The organism is Sphingomonas sp. 22R3R2A-7 (genome assembly GCF_036856055.1).
In the GTDB taxonomy this organism is placed as follows: domain Bacteria; phylum Pseudomonadota; class Alphaproteobacteria; order Sphingomonadales; family Sphingomonadaceae; genus Sphingomonas.
Map to the genome: position 1 here is coordinate 1,959,810 of NZ_JASPFR010000001.1, position 17,044 is coordinate 1,976,853.

The following is a 17,044-nucleotide window of genomic DNA, read 5'->3' on the forward strand; positions in this document are numbered from 1 at the left end:
ACGGCGTAGCGGCCGTCAGGCCGCGCGCGCCTCGAGCGCCGCCGCCGCCTGCGCCATCAGCTCGGCGATGATGTCCGCGACCGGCTCTTCCTTGGTGACCATGCCGACCGACTGGCCCGCCATCACCGATCCATGCTCGACATCGCCGTCGACCACCGCGCGGCGCAGCGCGCCCGCCCAGTAATGCTCGATCTGCAGCTGCGCCTCGCCCATCGCGACGCGCCCCTCGTCGAGATGCCCCGCGACCTCGCGCTGCTTGGCCGAGAACAGCTCGCCCGCCGCATTCTTCAGCGCGCGCACCGGGATCACCGGCAGCCGCGCGTCGAGCTGGACGCTGGCGATCGCATCGCGCGCCGAGGCACGGATGAACGCCTTCTTGAAATTGGCATGCGCGATCGATTCGGTCCCGCAGACGAACCGCGTGCCGAGCTGAACGCCCGCAGCCCCCATGTCGAGATAGCCCGCAATCGCCTCGCCGCGACCGATTCCGCCCGCGACGAACACCGGTACCATGTCGGCGATCTCGGGCAGCATCTCCTGCGCCAGCACGCTCGTCGACACCGGCCCGATATGCCCGCCGGCCTCCATCCCCTCGATCACCAGCGCATCGACGCCGCTGCGGATCAGCTTCTTGGCCAGCGCCAGCGTCGGCGCGAAGCAGATGACCTTGGCGCCGCCCGCCTTGATCGCCTCGAGGCTGCCCTTGGGCGGCAATCCGCCCGCCAGCACGACATGGCCGACCTTGTGCCGCGTGCACACCGCGATCAGCTCGACCAGGTCGGGATGCATCGTGATCAGGTTCACGCCGAACGGCTTGTCGGTCATCGCCTGCGTCGCGGCGATCTCGGCATCGAGCAATGCGGGCGTCATCGCCCCGCACGCGATCACCCCGAACCCGCCCGCGTTCGAGATCGCGGAGACGAGATTGCGCTCGCTCACCCACGACATCGCCCCGCCAAGGATCGCGACCTCGGACCCGAGGAATGCGGCGCCACGCGCCATCCGGCGTTGCAGCCGCTCAGTACCGATCGTCATGCATACATTCCCGTCGCGATTACAGTCGTCATCCCAGCAACCGCCGGGATCTCCCCGTGATAGCATGCGCGCTCGCTGCCACCACACCCGTCATCCCAGCGAAAGCTGGGATCTCCCCGTGATAGCGCCCGTCCTCGCCCCACGAGACCCCAGCTTTCGCTGGGGTGACGGCGCGGTCGTAACGGCGTTGGTAGCCACGACGTCACCGACGGCGCCCAGACTCAAGCCGCATCCTCGGCATCGAGCCCGTAAGCGGTATGCAGCACGCGCACCGCCAGCTCGGTATAATCCTCTTCGATCAGCACGCTGACCTTGATCTCCGACGTCGCGATCGCCTGGATGTTGATCCCGCGTTCGCCGAGCGTCGTGAACATCGTCGAGGCGACGCCCGCATGGCTGCGCATCCCGACGCCGACCACCGAAACCTTGGCGACGCGCGTGTCGTGGACCAGGCTCGCAAAGCCGATCGCGTCCTTTGCTTTGTCGAGCACGTCGAGCGTCCGCGCGAGATCCGCCGACGGCACGGTGAACGTCACGTCGGTCGAGCCGGTCGAATGCGCGACGTTCTGGACGATCATGTCGACGTTGATCCCCGCATCGGCGAGCGGCGCGAAGATCGCCGCGACCGATCCCGGGCGATCGCTGACCTGCGTCAGCGTGATCTTCGCTTCGTTCTTGTCATGCGCGATGCCGGTGATGAGCTGGCGTTCCATATCGTCGATTTCCTCTTCGCCCACGATCAGCGTGCCGCGGTGTCCGTCACTGGTATCGCCATCCTCGAACGAGGACAGCACGCGCACGCGCACATTCTCTTTCATCGCCAGGCCGACAGACCGCGTCTGCAACACCTTGGCGCCGACGCTGGCGAGTTCCAGCATCTCCTCATACGTCACCTTGCCGAGTTTGCGCGCACGCGGCACGATCTCCGGATCGGTCGTGTAGACGCCGTCGACATCGGTATAGATGTCGCAGCGATCGGCCTTCATCGCCGCCGCCATCGCGACCGCCGACGTGTCCGACCCGCCGCGCCCCAGCGTGGTGACGCGCTGGCCGTCCGCCACGCCCTGGAACCCCGGGATCACCGCGACGACGCCGTCCGCGAGGCTCGCATCGAGCGCGACCGTGTCGATCTCGCCGATCCGGGCCGAGCCATGCGCGTCCGACGTGTTGATCGGCAGCTGCCACCCGAGCCAGCTGCGCGCCTTGCAGCCCGCGGCCTGCAGCGCGATCGCGAGCAGCCCGCTCGTGATCTGCTCGCCGGCCGAGACGACGACGTCATATTCCTTCGCATCGTACAGCGACGACGCCTCGCGGCAGAAGCCGACCAGCCGGTCGGTCTCGCCCGCCATCGCGGAGACGACGACCGCGACCTCGTTGCCCGCATCGACCTCGCGCTTCACGCGCGCCGCGACGTTGCGGATACGTTCGATCCCGGCCATCGACGTCCCGCCGAATTTCATCACGATACGGGCCATGGGCAGCGTAAATCCCTTTGGGTCGAAGCGGCGGCCCTGATAGGTAGCGCGCATGATACTGGCAAGTGACCGCAACGTAAGCGCAACAATCGATCCGAAGGAAGCCGCGCATTTCGGCACGATGGCGGCCGACTGGTGGAACCCCAAGGGCTCGTCCGCACCGCTCCACCAGCTCAATCCGCCCCGCCTGCGCTACATCCGCGACCAAGTCGACGCGCACTGGCACGGCGACGGCGCGGGCTTCACCCCGCTCGCCGGCAGGACCGCGCTCGACGTCGGCTGCGGTGCAGGGCTGCTCTGCGAACCACTCGCGCGGCTCGGCGCCAGCGTGACGGGGATCGACGCCGCGCCCGAGAATATCGCCGCGGCAGAAATACATGCGGCGCAGAGCGGTCTCGCGATCGACTATCGCGCAGGCGGCGTCGAGGGGCTCGACGGCCAGTTCGACCTCGTCACCAGCCTCGAGGTGATCGAGCATGTCAGCGATCCTGCAGGCTTCGTCCGCGGTCTCGCGCGCGTGCTGGCAGAGGGCGGCCTGCTGATCCTGTCGACTCCCAACCGCACGCCGCTGTCGCGGCTCGCGATGATCACGATCGCGGAGGGCACCGGCCGCATCCCGCGCGGCACGCACGACTGGAACAAGTTCCTCACCCCCGACGAACTGACCGCCTTGCTGCGCGACGCCGGGCTGCGCGTCACCGACACGCGCGGGCTCGGCTTCTCGCCGGCGACCGGCTTCACGCTCAGCGATTCGACCAGCCTCGACTATTTCCTGACCGCGGTAAAAGCCTGAGCCGTTTCTCCCCACACCACCCCGGCGAAGGCCGGGGCCCAATTGGGAAGGCCGGGGTAACGCAGCGCTGAACCCGGCCATGACCGTCCCCCAATTGGGCCCCGGCCTCCGCCGGGTGGGACCGAAAAATGGAGCATAGCCCTCTCCACCCTCGTTCACCCGCGAAGGCGGGTGCCCAGACTGGACACCTGCCTTCGCGGGTGAACATCCTGTGGCTCGCAGCGCTGGCGATCCTCTTCATCACGCTCGCGCTCCTCCGCCCCGTCGACCATGACGAGAGCCAGTATGTCGCCGCGACCGTCCTCACCGCGCACGGCCTGCTCCCCTACCGCGACTTCGCCTATCTCCAGACCCCGCTCCAGCCCGTCCTCTTCGCGCCGATCGCACTGCTCGCCGGCACGCTGACCTGGCCCGCACTCCGCCTCACCAATGCACTGCTCGGACTCGCAACCGTAGCGTTCGTCCACGCCGCCGCGCGCCGCGCCGGCGCGAGCCCGGCCATCGCCCGCACCTGCGCCGCGTTGTTCGCGACCACCGATATCCTGCTCTTCAGCATCGGCACCGCGCGCAACGACGCGCTCCCCGCCGCGTGCCTCGCCGCCGCGCTCTGGCTGATCGCGCGCTCCGGCCACGACCGGCGCACCGCGCTCGCGATCGGCCTCCTGCTCGCCGCCGCGACCGCCGCGAAGATCTCCTACGCCTTCCCCGCCGCCGCCTACGGCCTCTACGCGCTCGCCCGTCCGCGCCACCGCCCCTGGCTCGTCGCGCTCGGCGCGCTCCCGGTCGCCGCGTTCGTCGCCTGGACCGTCACGCTCTCGCCCGGGGGCTTCCTGTTCGGCACCGTTCATTTCCCCGCAGCGGCACCCGCCGAATTCTACGCCGACCGCCCCTGGAAACTCTCGCTCGCCGCCAAGCTCGTCGACACGCTCAAGTTCCTGGCGCTCGGCGCAGCGCTGCCCGCCGCCCTGCTCGTCGTGCGCGCCGCGATCCACCGCCGCCGTGCAGCGCCGTTCGATCTGCTCGCGTTCGCCGGGCTCGTCGCCGCGCTGCTGCCCGTGCCGACGTGGCGCCAGTATCTCCTGCCGATGCTCCCGCCGCTGTTCGTCGCGCTCGCCCTGCTCTGGCAGGCCAGCCCCCCGGCGCGCGGCTGGCGGATCGCACTGGGGGTATTCGCGCTGCTCGGCCTGAGCCCGACGGTCGCAGCGTTGCTCGAACCCGGCCGCCTCTCGCTCGCCAGCGCGCTGCGCGAAGGGGCGATCCTCAGGGCGACGCTCGACGCACACCACGTCACCGGTCCGATCGTCACCTTGTCGCCCGAAATCCTGCCCGCGACTGGCCGCCTCCCCGATGCGCGCTTCGCCGCTGGCCCCTTCTATTTCCGCAGCCGCACGCTGCTCGACGAGGCTGCCGAGCGCCGCCTCCACGTCGTCGGACGCGACAGGATGCACTTCGCCCCCGGCACCCCCATCCTGACCGGCGCGGAAAACGCCGCGACCGCGGGCGACCCCGCACTCGACGCCGCGCTCGCTGCCGCGGGCGGCCGGGCCATTCCCGTCCCCGGCACGCGCTTCCGCCTCTATCTCACGCCGCCAGCCGCCGCTTCGCCGCCAGCAGCCCCGCATAATAGTCGACCAGTTCCACCGCATGCTCGCGGTCGGACCGGACATGCGCCGCCGCCACCACCGCCGCACGCCTGAGCATCGCCCGGTCGCACGCATAGAGCCGCGCGATCGCTTCCGCCGCCGACACCGCATCGCGCGCCGCATACAGCGCACTCGCGCGAGCGTCGGCGACCTCCGCGCAGCCCCCGTATCGGGCACGATCAGCGGCAGGCCCGACGCCATCGCCTCCGACGCGACCAGCCCGAACGGCTCGGCCTCCGACCCGTGGATCAGCGCGTCGCAGCTCGCCATGATCCGCGCCAGCCGCTCGCGGTCATAGACCGGCGCGAACATCCGCATGTGCGGCGATCCACCGATCCGTCGCGCGATCGTCGCGCTCTGGCTGCCCGTGCCGAGCAGGATCAGCCCGATCGGCAGCGTGGTTCCCGCACGCGCGACCGCGTCGACGACCAGCGGCCACCGCTTCTCGCCGTGGTGCCGCCCCAGCCCCAGCAACAACATCCCCTCGTCGGGCAATCCGCATTGCCGGAGCAGCCGTCGCCGCAGATCCTCGTCGCGCAGCTCGGGCGAGAAATGCCCGCGCTCGATCCCCAGCGGCATCGCCGCATCGATCCGCACCCCGCGCGCGCGCAACCGTTTCTCGAGCGCCGGCCCGTTGGTGACGACCGTGTCGAACTTCGCGAGAAACCGCCCCATATAGCGGCTGTACCAGGCAAAGCCCTGCTCGATCCGCTCATGACTCGCCAGGCCTGCGAACCAGCGCTGCGCATAGGCGGCGATATTGTCATTGTGCATGAAGAACGCCTTCAGCACGTCCCGCCCCCCGCGGCTGCCAGTCCCCGACGAACCATGCCGGCCGCCACGGCGAACAGCATTCGACGACGTCGGGATCGAGCGCGTCGAGCACGCGGTGGATCGCCGCGCGGTCCCAGAACAGCCCGTAATTGCGGTCGAACGGCATCCCCGGCGACTTGAGATAGATCACGCGCCCGCCGCCCGGCCGCTCTTCGACCCGGTCCTCGCGCCCCGGCGCCACGACGATCAGCTCGTGCCCCAGATCGGCGAGGATCCCCATCTTGCGATCGACATAGGTGCGAACCCCGCCACCCGTCGGCGAGTAGAATTCGTTGACGTCGACGATCCGCATCTCAGCCGCCCCACATCGTCAATCGCCCGGGATCGGCGCGAACCCGCCAAGCCCGCGCAGATATTGCGCGCGGATCGCGACATGCGTCACGCCCGTGCCGACCTCGACCAGCGCCTGCTCGACCTTGGGCCGCGAGCGGCCCAGCCGGTCGCCCTTGGCGAACCCTGCGCCGTCCGACCAGAAGCTGAACTTGTTCTTGCCGTCGCGGTCGTGCGTGAACAGCAGCGCATAGCGCCCGGGCCGCGGTACCGCGATGCACAGCACCGTCGGGCCGCTCGCGGGTGCCGCGACGCTGACGCGCCGGAACGTCTTGCCCGCGGCGATCAGGTCGCGGTCGTCATCGAGGAAATCGGCCTCGGTCGGCGGATAGAGCTCGAGCTTCAGATTGCCCTTTCGATCCTTCAGCCCGGTGATCGTCGCCTCGATCGCCGATCCGCCGCCGCGCTGGCACGCCGCCGCATCGCTGCCGAGCAGCTGTGCCTCCGCCGCGACCGGGATCATCGCCCCCAGCATGCCTCCCGCCAGCCCCACGACCGTCACCGCCGCCATCCTGAACCGCATCATCCGCGCGCCCTCGTCGCCACCGCATGCGCGCTGAATAGGATGATCAGCACGACATGCACCAGCAGCGTCAGCGCCGCGGTGAACGCGATCAGCTCGGACAACGCCTGGTCCTGCCCGATCAGCAGGATCGCGAAATTGGCGAACAGCAGGTCCTTGTTCGGCACCAGCGGCAACCGCGACACGAGCAGCCGCCCCGCGGCGAGGAACAGCCACATCGCGATCGTCACGTCCGGCATCGCGAAATGCCACGCGAGCGCGATCAGCAGCGACCCGCACATCAGCCGGATGCAGTGGATCATGAACACCCACCACAAGGTCGCGCGCGGCAGCGAGAAGACGCGCCGCGAGAAGATCAGGAACGGCAACGAGATCGCAAAGGTGATCCCTGCGGACCCCAGCACCGTCCGGAACATCTCGGGCGGCAACAGCTCGCGGCTCAGCGGCAGCGCGATCGCCACCATCGCCAGCGTGATGCCGTTGCCCGCGATCGCCGACAGGATCGTCACGTCCTTCACCGCGCCGAACGGCGACGCCACCATCTGCGCCTTCGCCCGCGCCCAGGCATAGAAATACGCGTCGCCCGAATAGCCGAACACCACCTCGTTCGCGATCCGCTTCTTGATCAGCGCGACCAGCCCCGCGACGGGTATCCCCCAGAGTCGGCGGAAGATGACATAGTCCCCGGTCGGCGGCGACATGTAGAGCAGCGCGAAACACAGATAGAATCGCGGATCGGACGGGACCGACCGCGACAGTCCGGCCAGCCCGTTCCCGAACAGTTCACGCGCCAGCCCGCCGATCATCGCGAGCGTCAGCACCGCGCCGATGATCGCGGGCCAGCGGCTGCGAAACGTCTTGAGCGGCTCGAGCCCGGCGATGTCGCCCCGCTCGGACTCCGCACCGAGGATCATCTGGCCGCCGCCCCCGGAGGGAAAGCCCGTCATACGCGTACGCATCGATCGATCCTCGACTTGACCCGCGCACCCGGCACACCCGGGCAGCCCACGCGGCGCCAATAGCCGCCCCGTCAGGCCGTTGCACGTGAAGATCGCGTCACCCGCCGCACCCCGCCGTCATCCTGCCGAAAGTCGCTCGCGGACTCGCCAGCAGCATCGCCCCGCAAGCCCTTGATCACGCCCGCGGACGCGGCAGGCGTTCGCCGAGCCCGCGCGCTCTCGCCATTTCCCCCGATCACGCCATCACGCGCCAATGGCGACCGCGCACCACATCCTGACCTATGCCGAGACGCTGTCGGGCGGCGGCGTCGAACGCGCGCAATTGCGGCTCACGCGCGGCTGGATCGCGCTGGGGCGTCGCGTCACGCTCGTCATCGACGATCCGACCGGCCCGCTCGCGGCCGAGATCCCGCCCGGGCTCGCGGTGATCACCGGCGCGGCGCGTGCGCTTCCGACGATCATCCGCACTCTCGCGCCCGACATCGTCTTCTGTCCGGGCAATCACTATACGGGGATCGCCGCGTGGATCCGCATCGCGTTGCGCGGCGCCTGCCCGCCGATCGTCGCCAAGATGTCCAACGCGCCCGCTCGCGGCGATCACGGTCCCGTCCTGCGTGCCGCGCACCGGTTCTGGCTCGCGCGTCACGCACGGTTTCTCGATCACCTCGTCGCGATGACCCCCGCGACCGCCGCGGAGGCGGCCGCCGCGACGCGCATGCACGGCCGCGTCAGCGTCATCCCCAACCCGCCGGCGCTGTCTGGTCCGGCTGCACCGGATCTGCCGTTGCCGCCCCGCTTCATCCTCGGCGTCGGACGGCTCGAACCACAGAAGCGCTGGGACCGTCTGATCGCCGCGCTGGACCGGATCGCCGACCGCGACACCGCCCTCGTCATCCTCGGCGAAGGCACGCTCCGCCCCGCGCTCGAGGCGCAGGTCCGCTCGCTCGGCCTCGACGCACGCGTCCATCTCCCCGGCCATGTCGCCGACCCGCTGTCGGTCATGCGCCGCGCACGCGTGGTGGCGCTGACGTCCACGTTCGAAGGCGTGCCGGGTGTGCTGCGCGAGGCATTGTCGGTGGGCACCCCCGTCGTCGCGACCGACTCGAGCCGGGCAATCCCCGAGATCGTCGACACCGCGGCGCGCGGCACGATCGTCCCGCGCGACGATCCCGATGCGCTCGTCGCCGCGCTCGATGCGTGGCTCGCGCCCGACGCGCCGCGTCCGCTTGCCGTGCCGCAACCCGGCGCCACCGCGGCCGCGCGTTATCTCGCGCTCTTCGATTCGCTCGTCAGGTCGCCCCAGCGGCCCCTGCCGCGTCTCCTTTAGCGTCCTCTGCCGCCTTCTCGTCCTCGCGATCCGACCGACGCTCCAGCGCGGTCTTGAGCATCGCGGTCATCGGGTCGGCCAGCGCCAGCCCGAGGATCCCGAACAGCGCGCTGGCGAGGATCTGCGCACCCAGCGTCAGCGCGGGCGGCAGGTCGACGGTCCGCTTGGCGACCATCGGCACGATCACGTACCCGTCGATCGTCTGCACGACCAGATAGGTGCCGATCGCCCAATAGCCGGTGTCGACGCCCGCGCTGAACCCGACCGCGACCATCAGCACGCCCGTCACGATCGCGCCTATATTGGGAATGAACGCGAGGATCCCCGCGATGATGCCGAGCAGCATCGCCATCGGCACGCCGCCGATCGCGAGCGCGATACCCGTCGCGATGCCCTCGACCGCCATGCCGAGCAACCGCCCGGCGAGCAGCCGCCGCATCGTGTCGCCCATCTTGGCCATCGTCCGCGCGAACTCGTCGCGCAGGTCGATCGGCACCATCCATTGCAGCCCGCGCGAATAGGTCCCGGGATCCATCGCGATGAACAGGCCGAGCACGAGGATCATGAACAGGCTGGTCAGCGCGCCGATCGCGGTGCCCACCCATGAGGTCACGCGTCCGACCGATCCCAGCGCCTCCTTGACGATCCCGTTGACGTCGGACGCACCCGGCATCAGCCCCTGCGTCGCGAGAAAGCTCGTGAAACGGGTCGCCTGCTGCTCGAGCGTCGAGCGCAGCTGCGTCGCCTGCTCGGTGACCTGCACCCCCGTCAGATAGAAGGTCCCGATCAGGAACGCGGCGACGCAGACGACGACGATCAGCAGCCGCCAGCCGCGGCCGATCGGCAGCACGCGCCCGAGCAGCCGCACGCCGCCGTCGAGCAGCGACGCGAACACGATCGCCGCGAAGATCAGCAGCAGCGGCTGGACGAGCACGATCGCCAGCGCGATCAGGCAGGCGAGCCCCAGCCAGATCGACGCGCGCTTGGTTTCCTTGCGCACGAACGGATCGCGCATCTCGACCGGGCTGGCCTCGTCGACGCGTGTCGTCACGCGGGCATCCTCGGCCATCTCAGTTGGCAGCGGCTGGGTGCAGCGACGTGCCCGCGCGGTCCGATCGCAACGACCCCCACCAGGTCAGCGGGTTGAGCGTCGCATCGCCATCGAGACTGAAGGTGATGAATTCGGCACGCCCGCCGAGATTCTCGTACGGCACCGGCCCGCCCAGCCCGAGCTGCGTCAGCGCGAACCGGCTGTCCGCCGACCGGTCGCGGTTGTCGCCCATCAGGAAGACATGGTCCGCGGGGATCGTGATCGGGCCATAATCGTCGCCCGGGCTCCACCCCAGCTCGATCGTGTCGTAGCGCCGGCCGTTGGGCAGCGTCTCGGTCACCGTCGGCAGGCGACAGATCATCGCGCCGTTCGCGCGCTTCTCGAGCGCGCCCGGATACTCGTCCTCGCTGCACGGGCTGTTGGTGTCGACCGGGATCAGCGTGTCGTGCATCGGCCCGCGTTTCACGGGCACGCCGTTCAGGATGACCGCGCCGCCGCGCACCTCGAGCCGGTCGCCCGGCAGGCCGATCACGCGCTTGATGTAATCATTGTGCGTCCCCGGCGGCGTCACGATCACGACGTCACCGCGCGTCGGCAGCGATCCGAACAGCCGCCCCTTGATGAACGGCATCTGCACGCTCCAGCTCTCCTCGGGCTGGCGGAGCACCACGCTCTTGAAGATGGCGAGCGGATCGGGGATCGTCGGCGACACGAACGACCAGCCATAGGCGAACTTGGTCACGACCAGCCGGTCACCGATCCGAAGCCCGGGCAGCATCGACTCGCTCGGGATATAGAATGGCTTGGCGATGAAGCTGTGAAAGCCCAGCACGACCAGGATCAGCCAGAAGATCCCCTTGACCTCGCCCCACCAGTCGGTGCCGCGCCGCTGCGGCGCCGCAGGGCCGACGGGCGGCGGAACGTCGCTGTTCGACGGCGTGGCGGGTGCCACCCCGACCTGCTTTTCGAGCGACTCATTGCCGTCCAACGCCGCTTCCTTCATCGATTCATATCCGCGGATAACAGGGGTATCGCTTCGATCACCACGAAAGCCTGCGCCCAGGGATGATCGTCCGTCATGGTCAGGTGTACGCGCGCGGCGTGGCCTTCGGGGGTCAACGCGTCAAGCCTCGCCTTGGCCCCGCCCGTCAGCGCGAACGTCGGCGCACCGCTCGCGGCGTTGACGACACCGATGTCCTTCATGAAGACGCCCGCGCGGAACCCGGTGCCGACCGCCTTGGAGAACGCCTCCTTCGCGGCAAACCGCTTGGCGAGCGTCCCCGCCTTGGTGAACGGCCGCCGCGCCGCCTTGGCCAGCTCCACCTCGGTGAACACGCGCTGCTCGAACCGGTCGCCGAACCGCGCGACCGACGCCGCAATCCGCTCGATATTGCACAGGTCCGACCCCAGCCCGATGATCATCGCGACGCCTGAAGTGGGAAGAAAAGATGTGTTCTCGCGAAGGCGCGAAGGCGCGAAGCAAGCGGGAGACGCGAGCCCAAGGCGATCTTCAGACTCTTCGCGCCTCCGCGCCTCCGCGTGAACACAGCCTTCCGAAAGCTACCGCGCCGCATCCATCGCCTCGCGCATCGTCCGAACCGCCTCGCCCAGCCCGACGAACAGCGCCTCGCCCACGAGGAAATGCCCGATGTTGAGCTCGCGCACCTGCCGGATCGCCGCGATCGGCGCGACATTGTCAAACGTCAGCCCATGCCCGGCATGCACCTCGATGCCGTTCTTCGCCGCGAGCGCCGCCGCATCCATCAGCCGCCGCAACTCCGCGGCGCGCGCCTCGCCCGCGACCTCGGCGTATAATCCCGTATGGAGTTCGATCACCGGCACGCCCAGCCGGACCGCGGCCTCGATCTGCCGCGCATCGGGCTCGATGAACAGCGACACGCGGATCCCCGCGCCGCCCAGCGTGTCGACGAGCCGCGCCATCCGGTCATAATGCCCCGCGACGTCGAGCCCGCCCTCGGTGGTCAGTTCCTCGCGCTTCTCGGGGACGATGCACGCGGCATGCGGCCGGTGCCGCAGCGCGATGCTCAGCATCTCGTCGGTCGCCGCCATTTCCAGATTCAGCGGGATCGACAGTTCGGCCGACAGCCGGGCGATATCGTCGTCGGTGATATGGCGCCGGTCCTCGCGCAGATGCGCGGTGATCCCGTCCGCGCCCGCCTGCGCCGCGACCAGCGCCGCGCGCACCGGATCGGGATACCCCGCACCGCGCGCGTTCCGGACGGTCGCGACGTGGTCGATATTGACGCCGAGGCGCAGGTCGCGGCTCATGCGGCGGCCCTGCTGCCCGGCTTGATCGCGGGGATCGCCGCCAGTTCGGGCGGCAGCGCGTCGGCCGCATAGGTCGGCACGTCGAGCCGGATCAGCGGGAAGAACGGCACGCCCAGGTCCGCCGCGCCGCTCGACCGGTCGACCAGCGCCGCCGCGGCGACGGTCATGCCGCCGGCCCGGCCGATCGCCGCGATCGCCTCCTTCGACGACAGCCCGGTCGTGACCACGTCCTCCATCATCAGCACGCGCTGTCCGGGCGAAAGCCGGAACCCGCGGCGAAGCTCGAACACGCCGTCGGGCCGTTCGAGGAACATCGCCTCCACCCCCAGCGCGCGCGCCATCTCGTGCCCGCAGATGACGCCGCCCATCGCCGGCGACACCACCGCGCTGATCGATGCGCGCAGATCGTCGGGTATCCGGGCGACCAGCGCCTCGGCGAGCCGCGCCCCACGCCGCGGATCCATCAGCACGCGCGCACATTGCAGATAGCGCGAACTCCTCAGCCCCGAGGACAGGATGAAATGCCCCTCGAGCAACGCCTCGGCAGCGCGGAATTCGGCGAGCACATCGTCTTCGGTCATCGCAGGTCGTCGCTCCAAACTATCCTGCGCTGATACGAGCGGAGCAGGGCCCACGCAACGGCCCCGCGCGGCCGCGCACGCGTCATCGTGACGAAAGTCGGCGCGCCGGAGCCATGCGAAGCCTCCCGAATACGGCGTTCGTGGCCTGCCTAACGCACCGGCCTGCAACGACAAATCACACAAACCCCGCACCTGCCGACGCACTGGGCTTGAGGCATTTGGTTCCGCGGCCTATAGCCAATGGTCAAAATGATAAGCAGACATCCGCGCGTCCGTGGTACGGGTTCGCAGTAAACCGGGGTCAAGAAAAACGATGCGCATACTGGGGATGAGAGGATTGGCGATGGCAGCAGGGCTCGCAATGGCGAGTCTTGGTGGTGTCGCAGGGTACGCCGCACCGGCGCCGCAGGCGACTGCGGCCGATGCCGCACCGGCGGGCGCTGCCCAGGCCACGCCTGACGCGGCGGCCCCGGCACCGCAGGCCGCAGCAGGCCCGGCGGGCGTGTCGAACACCGCCCCGACCACCGCTGCCGCGACACCGACCGCCGATCCGGCAAGCCCCGCGCTCGCGGTCGACGGCGCCTATGGGCTGACCGCGACGCCTGGCGTCGGCCAGCCGACCCCGGGGGTCGTCGGGCTCCAGCCGCAGGTCACCAAGAACGGTGTGTTCGCGCACTGGATGCACAACGCGATCCTGATGCCGACGATCACCGCAGTCTCGCTGCTGGTGCTCGCTTTGCTGTTCTGGGTGGTGTTCCGCTATCGCCGCGCCGCCAACCCGGTGCCGTCGAAGACCAGCCACAACACCGTGATCGAGATCATCTGGACGCTCGCGCCGGTCATCATCCTCGTGCTGATCGCGGTGCCGTCGATCGGGCTGCTCTCCGCGCAGTTCAAGCCCGCGCCCGCGGGTGCGGTGACGATCAAGGCGATCGGCAACCAGTGGTACTGGACCTACCAGTATCCGGATAACGGCGGCTTCGAAGTCACCGCGAACATGCTAAAGGAAGCCAAGGACGTCGGCGCGGGTGAACGCGCGCGCACCGATGCCGACGGCCCCCGCCTGCTCGCGACCGACAACCGCATCGTGCTGCCGGTCGGCGTACCGATCCGCCTGATCACGACCGCGAACGACGTCATCCACAGCTGGGCGGTCCCCGCCTTCTGGATCAAGCTCGACGCGATCCCGGGTCGCCTGAACGAGACCAGCTTCACGATCGACAAGCCGGGCCTGTATTTCGGCCAGTGCTCCGAGCTGTGCGGCGCACGCCATGCGTTCATGCCGATCGCGGTCGAGGCGGTCTCGCCCGCACAGTTCGCGGCGTGGGTCCGCGCCAAGGGCGGCACGATGCCCGCTCCGGGCAAGGCATCCGACAAGGTCATCCCGCAGCCCGGCGCCGACGGCTCCGCGGCGAAGGTCGAGGAGGCGGAGGATACCGCCAACGCCACCGGCCCCGTCGAGAACGTGACGACCCCCGCCAACGCAACCGCCCCTGCCACGACGCAGGGCGCCACCTCCAATCCGGCCGGCGCCGGTAACGCGGGACAGTAAGATGACCGACACCGCTCTCAACCCGTCGGCATTCGTTGCCCATGATGCGCACGAGCATCACCACGATGCCGATCACAAGCCCGGTTTCTTCGCGCGTTGGTTCATGTCGACCAACCACAAGGACATCGGCACGCTCTACCTGATCTTCGCGATCGTCGCGGGGATCATCGGCGGCTCGGTCTCGGGCCTCATGCGCGCCGAGCTCGCCGAGCCCGGCATCCAGTATCTGCAGGGCTGGGCCGGCATGCTCCACGGCGGCAGCGCCAGCCTCGACGAATCGCTCCACCTCTGGAACGTGCTCATCACCGCGCACGGCCTGATCATGGTGTTCTTCATGGTCATGCCGGCGATGGTCGGCGGGTTCGGCAACTGGTTCGTGCCGATCATGATCGGCGCGCCCGACATGGCGTTCCCGCGTATGAACAACGTGTCGTTCTGGCTGCTGATCCCCGCCTTCACGCTGCTGCTCGCCTCACCGTTCTTCGGTGGCGCTGGCAATGGCTGGACGCTCTACGCCCCGCTCTCGACCTATGGTGAGCCCGGGCCGTCGACCGACATGGCGATCCTCGCGCTGCATCTCGCGGGTGCGTCGTCGATCCTCGGCGCGATCAACTTCATCACGACGATCTTCAACATGCGCGCGCCGGGCATGACGCTGCACAAGATGCCGCTGTTCGTGTGGTCGATGCTCGTCACCGCGTTCCTGCTGCTGCTCGCGCTCCCGGTCCTCGCGGCCGCGATCACGATGCTGCTGACCGATCGCAACTTCGGCACGACGTTCTTCGATCCGGCCGGCGGCGGCGATCCCGTCCTCTACCAGCATCTGTTCTGGTTCTTCGGCCATCCCGAAGTCTACATCATGATCCTGCCGGGCTTCGGCATCGTCAGCCAGATCATCTCGACGTTCAGCCGCAAGCCCGTCTTCGGCTATCTCGGCATGGCCTATGCCATGGTCGCGATCGGCGTGGTCGGGTTCGTCGTCTGGGCGCACCACATGTTCACCACCGGTCTGTCGGTGAACACCAAGATGTACTTCACCGCGGCGACGATGGTCATCGCGGTCCCCACCGGCATCAAGATCTTCTCGTGGATCGCGACGATGTGGGGCGGGTCGATGACCTTCAAGACGCCGATGGTGTGGTCGATCGGCTTCATCTTCATGTTCACCGTCGGCGGCGTGACCGGCGTCGTGCTCGCCAATGGCGGCATCGACGACTACATGCAGGACACCTATTACGTGGTGGCGCATTTCCACTACGTGCTGAGCCTCGGCGCGGTGTTCTCGCTGTTCGCGGGCTTCTACTACTGGTTCCCCAAGATGTCGGGCAAGATGTACAACGAGTTCCTCGGCCAGTTGCACTTCTGGGTGTTCTTCATCGGCGTGAACGTGATGTTCTTCCCGATGCACTTCCTGGGCCTCCAGGGCATGCCGCGCCGTTACCCGGACTATCCCGACGCCTACGCGCACTGGAACTATGTCGCGACGGTCGGCTACATGATCATGGCCGCGGGCATGGCGATCTTCTTCGTCAACCTGATCTGGTCGCTGATCGCGGGCAAGAAGGCGGCGGACAATCCGTGGGGCGAAGGCGCCACGACGCTCGAATGGACGATCTCGTCGCCCCCGCCCTATCACCAGTTCGAGACGCTCCCGAAGATCGACTAAGGCGGATCAGGGCATAAAGCCCCCGCCCGGCCGGCGCGGCAACGCCGCGTCCGACGACACGGGACTAGCTCCCGTGTCGGGGCCAGCCAGGACAAAGAACGCCTCGGGGAAACCCGGGGCGTTTTCCATTTCCAGCCCCCCCCACCGGTCATCCTGACGAAAGTCAGGACCCAGAGCCACGCACGCCCCGGCCTCCCGGAAAATCCGTCCCACCCCGGCACGCCCGGAAATCCCCCGCTAGCCAAACCACCCCGGCGTCCCCACACAGGGCGGATGCCCACCCGCCAGCATCTCGCCGCCACGATTCTCGGCCTCACGCTCGCCGGCGGCACCGCGATCGCGCTGACCGGCGCGCGCCCCGTGACCGCCGCGCCCGACCCCGCCTCGCCGCGGATCGCGCCAAAGCCCGCCCCGCGCTGGCCACGGCCACCGCGCCCGCGCAGAGCCCCTCGGCGGCTCCCGCCCCCGACCCCGCCGCCTACACCGTCAAGCGCATCCTCCAGATCCCAGGGCCCATGCGGCAGGGCGACCATTACTGGGACGAGACCGGCGCGCCCCCGGGCCCCGTCGTCGTCACCGTCGACCTCGCCGCGCAGACCGTCTCGGTCTTCCGCGCCGGCTACGAGATCGGCACCGCGGTCATCATCTACGGCGCCGACGACAAGCCGACCCCGCTCGGCGTCTTCCCGATCACGCAGAAGGACGCGGATCACGTGTCAAACCTCTACAATGCGCCGATGCCGTACATGCTGCGGCTGACCAATGACGGCATCTCGATCCATGGCAGCGAGGTCGGCGACGGCTATGTCACGCATGGCTGCATCGGCGTGCCCAGGGCGTTCGCGAAACGGATCTTCGACGCGGTGAAGCTCGGCGACCGGGTGATCGTCACGAACGGCGAACGGCTCGATCTGGGCCAGCCGATCACCGCCGCCTGATCGCCGTCCGGCCGGACACCATACCCGGTCTTCGATTTATCGCGCCGA

15 protein-coding genes and 1 pseudogene are annotated in these 17,044 nt (G+C 69.0%); 6 read left to right on the forward strand and 10 right to left on the reverse strand.

What is annotated here, in order from left to right; genetic code table 11:
- Nucleotides 1–15 precede the first annotated feature (15 nt).
- Together QP165_RS09270 and QP165_RS09275 are read right to left on the reverse strand one after the other, a co-directional pair.
- Nucleotides 16–1,035: an NAD(P)H-dependent flavin oxidoreductase gene (locus QP165_RS09270; protein ID WP_333995340.1), complete on the reverse strand. Its 1,020-nt coding sequence runs from the start codon at nucleotides 1,033–1,035 to the stop codon at nucleotides 16–18.
- 221 nt (nucleotides 1,036–1,256) lie between these two features.
- Nucleotides 1,257–2,510: an aspartate kinase gene (locus QP165_RS09275; protein WP_333995342.1), complete on the reverse strand. Its 1,254-nt coding sequence runs from the start codon at nucleotides 2,508–2,510 to the stop codon at nucleotides 1,257–1,259.
- 52 nt (nucleotides 2,511–2,562) lie between these two features.
- Between QP165_RS09275 and ubiG the strand changes: the two genes are divergently transcribed.
- Nucleotides 2,563–3,303: a bifunctional 2-polyprenyl-6-hydroxyphenol methylase/3-demethylubiquinol 3-O-methyltransferase UbiG gene (gene ubiG / locus QP165_RS09280; protein ID WP_333995343.1), complete on the forward strand. Its 741-nt coding sequence runs from the start codon at nucleotides 2,563–2,565 to the stop codon at nucleotides 3,301–3,303.
- Nucleotides 3,304–3,503: 200 nt separating this feature from the next.
- A complete protein-coding gene (locus QP165_RS09285) occupies nucleotides 3,504–5,000 on the forward strand; it encodes a DUF2029 domain-containing protein (RefSeq protein ID WP_333995344.1) in 1,497 nt (498 codons plus the stop codon).
- On the opposite strand, the pseudogene QP165_RS20010 reads toward QP165_RS09285, so the two are convergent.
- The 3 genes and pseudogenes from QP165_RS20010 to QP165_RS09305 all read right to left on the reverse strand — a co-directional run bounded on the left by QP165_RS20010 (nucleotide 4,885) and on the right by QP165_RS09305 (nucleotide 7,547).
- A pseudogene (locus QP165_RS20010) lies at nucleotides 4,885–6,072 on the reverse strand (glycosyltransferase). The gene QP165_RS09285 and the pseudogene QP165_RS20010 sit on opposite strands and share 116 nt — an antisense overlap.
- Nucleotides 6,073–6,090: 18 nt before the next feature.
- Nucleotides 6,091–6,636, reverse strand: coding sequence for a DUF2141 domain-containing protein (locus QP165_RS09300; RefSeq protein ID WP_056017524.1), 546 nt, complete (start codon nucleotides 6,634–6,636; stop codon nucleotides 6,091–6,093).
- Nucleotides 6,633–7,547: a hypothetical protein gene (locus QP165_RS09305; protein ID WP_056019022.1), complete on the reverse strand. Its 915-nt coding sequence runs from the start codon at nucleotides 7,545–7,547 to the stop codon at nucleotides 6,633–6,635. Before QP165_RS09305 ends, QP165_RS09300 begins: the two co-directional genes overlap by 4 nt.
- A 298-nt stretch (nucleotides 7,548–7,845) precedes the next feature.
- On the opposite strand from QP165_RS09305, the gene QP165_RS09310 reads away from it, so the two are divergent.
- Complete coding sequence (locus tag QP165_RS09310) at nucleotides 7,846–8,919, forward strand: glycosyltransferase (RefSeq protein WP_333995347.1); 1,074 nt, start codon at nucleotides 7,846–7,848, stop codon at nucleotides 8,917–8,919.
- Here QP165_RS09310 and QP165_RS09315 read toward each other — a convergent pair.
- The 5 genes from QP165_RS09315 to pyrE form a co-directional block, all read right to left on the reverse strand.
- On the reverse strand, nucleotides 8,882–9,988 hold the full coding sequence (locus QP165_RS09315) for an AI-2E family transporter (RefSeq protein ID WP_333995349.1): 1,107 nt from the start codon (nucleotides 9,986–9,988) through the stop codon (nucleotides 8,882–8,884). The genes QP165_RS09310 and QP165_RS09315 overlap by 38 nt on opposite strands.
- Before the next feature lies 1 nt (nucleotide 9,989).
- Nucleotides 9,990–10,973 (reverse strand): signal peptidase I, encoded by a 984-nt coding sequence (lepB, locus tag QP165_RS09320; RefSeq protein WP_082445792.1) that lies wholly within the window; start codon nucleotides 10,971–10,973, stop codon nucleotides 9,990–9,992.
- Nucleotides 10,970–11,392, reverse strand: a complete 423-nt coding sequence (gene acpS, locus QP165_RS09325) for a holo-ACP synthase (RefSeq protein ID WP_333995351.1) — start codon at nucleotides 11,390–11,392, stop codon at nucleotides 10,970–10,972. The genes lepB and acpS overlap by 4 nt, the downstream gene beginning before the upstream one ends.
- A gap of 138 nt (nucleotides 11,393–11,530) precedes the next feature.
- The gene (locus QP165_RS09330) at nucleotides 11,531–12,259 is read right to left on the reverse strand and encodes a pyridoxine 5'-phosphate synthase (RefSeq protein WP_056017535.1); all 729 of its coding nucleotides are present in this window, start codon (nucleotides 12,257–12,259) and stop codon (nucleotides 11,531–11,533) included.
- The gene (gene pyrE / locus QP165_RS09335; RefSeq protein ID WP_333995353.1) at nucleotides 12,256–12,840 is read right to left on the reverse strand and encodes an orotate phosphoribosyltransferase; all 585 of its coding nucleotides are present in this window, start codon (nucleotides 12,838–12,840) and stop codon (nucleotides 12,256–12,258) included. The genes QP165_RS09330 and pyrE overlap by 4 nt, the downstream gene beginning before the upstream one ends.
- Nucleotides 12,841–13,183: 343 nt before the next feature.
- On the opposite strand from pyrE, the gene coxB reads away from it, so the two are divergent.
- The 3 genes from coxB (at nucleotide 13,184) to QP165_RS09350 (ending at nucleotide 16,996) form a co-directional block, all read left to right on the forward strand.
- Nucleotides 13,184–14,392, forward strand: a complete 1,209-nt coding sequence (gene coxB / locus QP165_RS09340) for a cytochrome c oxidase subunit II (RefSeq protein WP_333995354.1) — start codon at nucleotides 13,184–13,186, stop codon at nucleotides 14,390–14,392.
- A gap of 1 nt (nucleotide 14,393) precedes the next feature.
- The gene (ctaD, locus tag QP165_RS09345) at nucleotides 14,394–16,058 is read left to right on the forward strand and encodes a cytochrome c oxidase subunit I (protein WP_056017547.1); all 1,665 of its coding nucleotides are present in this window, start codon (nucleotides 14,394–14,396) and stop codon (nucleotides 16,056–16,058) included.
- Nucleotides 16,059–16,573: 515 nt separating this feature from the next.
- The gene (locus QP165_RS09350; protein ID WP_333995357.1) at nucleotides 16,574–16,996 is read left to right on the forward strand and encodes a L,D-transpeptidase family protein; all 423 of its coding nucleotides are present in this window, start codon (nucleotides 16,574–16,576) and stop codon (nucleotides 16,994–16,996) included.
- Nucleotides 16,997–17,044: the final 48 nt, after the last annotated feature.

What these genes read in the sequence shown, in the direction of transcription:
- coxB (WP_333995354.1), top strand. Translation starts at nt 13,184, where the DNA reads ATGGCAGCAGGGCTCGCAATGGCGAGTCTTGGTGGTGTCGCAGGGTAC.
- lepB (WP_082445792.1), bottom strand. Translation starts at nt 10,973, where the DNA reads ATGAAGGAAGCGGCGTTGGACGGCAATGAGTCGCTCGAAAAGCAGGTC.
- QP165_RS09315 (WP_333995349.1), bottom strand. Translation starts at nt 9,988, where the DNA reads ATGGCCGAGGATGCCCGCGTGACGACACGCGTCGACGAGGCCAGCCCG.
- QP165_RS09305 (WP_056019022.1), bottom strand. Translation starts at nt 7,547, where the DNA reads ATGATCCTCGGTGCGGAGTCCGAGCGGGGCGACATCGCCGGGCTCGAG.
- pyrE (WP_333995353.1), bottom strand. Translation starts at nt 12,840, where the DNA reads ATGACCGAAGACGATGTGCTCGCCGAATTCCGCGCTGCCGAGGCGTTG.
- QP165_RS09330 (WP_056017535.1), bottom strand. Translation starts at nt 12,259, where the DNA reads ATGAGCCGCGACCTGCGCCTCGGCGTCAATATCGACCACGTCGCGACC.
- acpS (WP_333995351.1), bottom strand. Translation starts at nt 11,392, where the DNA reads ATGATCATCGGGCTGGGGTCGGACCTGTGCAATATCGAGCGGATTGCG.
- QP165_RS09275 (WP_333995342.1), bottom strand. Translation starts at nt 2,510, where the DNA reads ATGGCCCGTATCGTGATGAAATTCGGCGGGACGTCGATGGCCGGGATC.
- ubiG (WP_333995343.1), top strand. Translation starts at nt 2,563, where the DNA reads ATGATACTGGCAAGTGACCGCAACGTAAGCGCAACAATCGATCCGAAG.
- QP165_RS09310 (WP_333995347.1), top strand. Translation starts at nt 7,846, where the DNA reads ATGGCGACCGCGCACCACATCCTGACCTATGCCGAGACGCTGTCGGGC.
- QP165_RS09300 (WP_056017524.1), bottom strand. Translation starts at nt 6,636, where the DNA reads ATGATGCGGTTCAGGATGGCGGCGGTGACGGTCGTGGGGCTGGCGGGA.
- ctaD (WP_056017547.1), top strand. Translation starts at nt 14,394, where the DNA reads ATGACCGACACCGCTCTCAACCCGTCGGCATTCGTTGCCCATGATGCG.
- QP165_RS09270 (WP_333995340.1), bottom strand. Translation starts at nt 1,035, where the DNA reads ATGACGATCGGTACTGAGCGGCTGCAACGCCGGATGGCGCGTGGCGCC.
- QP165_RS09350 (WP_333995357.1), top strand. Translation starts at nt 16,574, where the DNA reads ATGCGGCAGGGCGACCATTACTGGGACGAGACCGGCGCGCCCCCGGGC.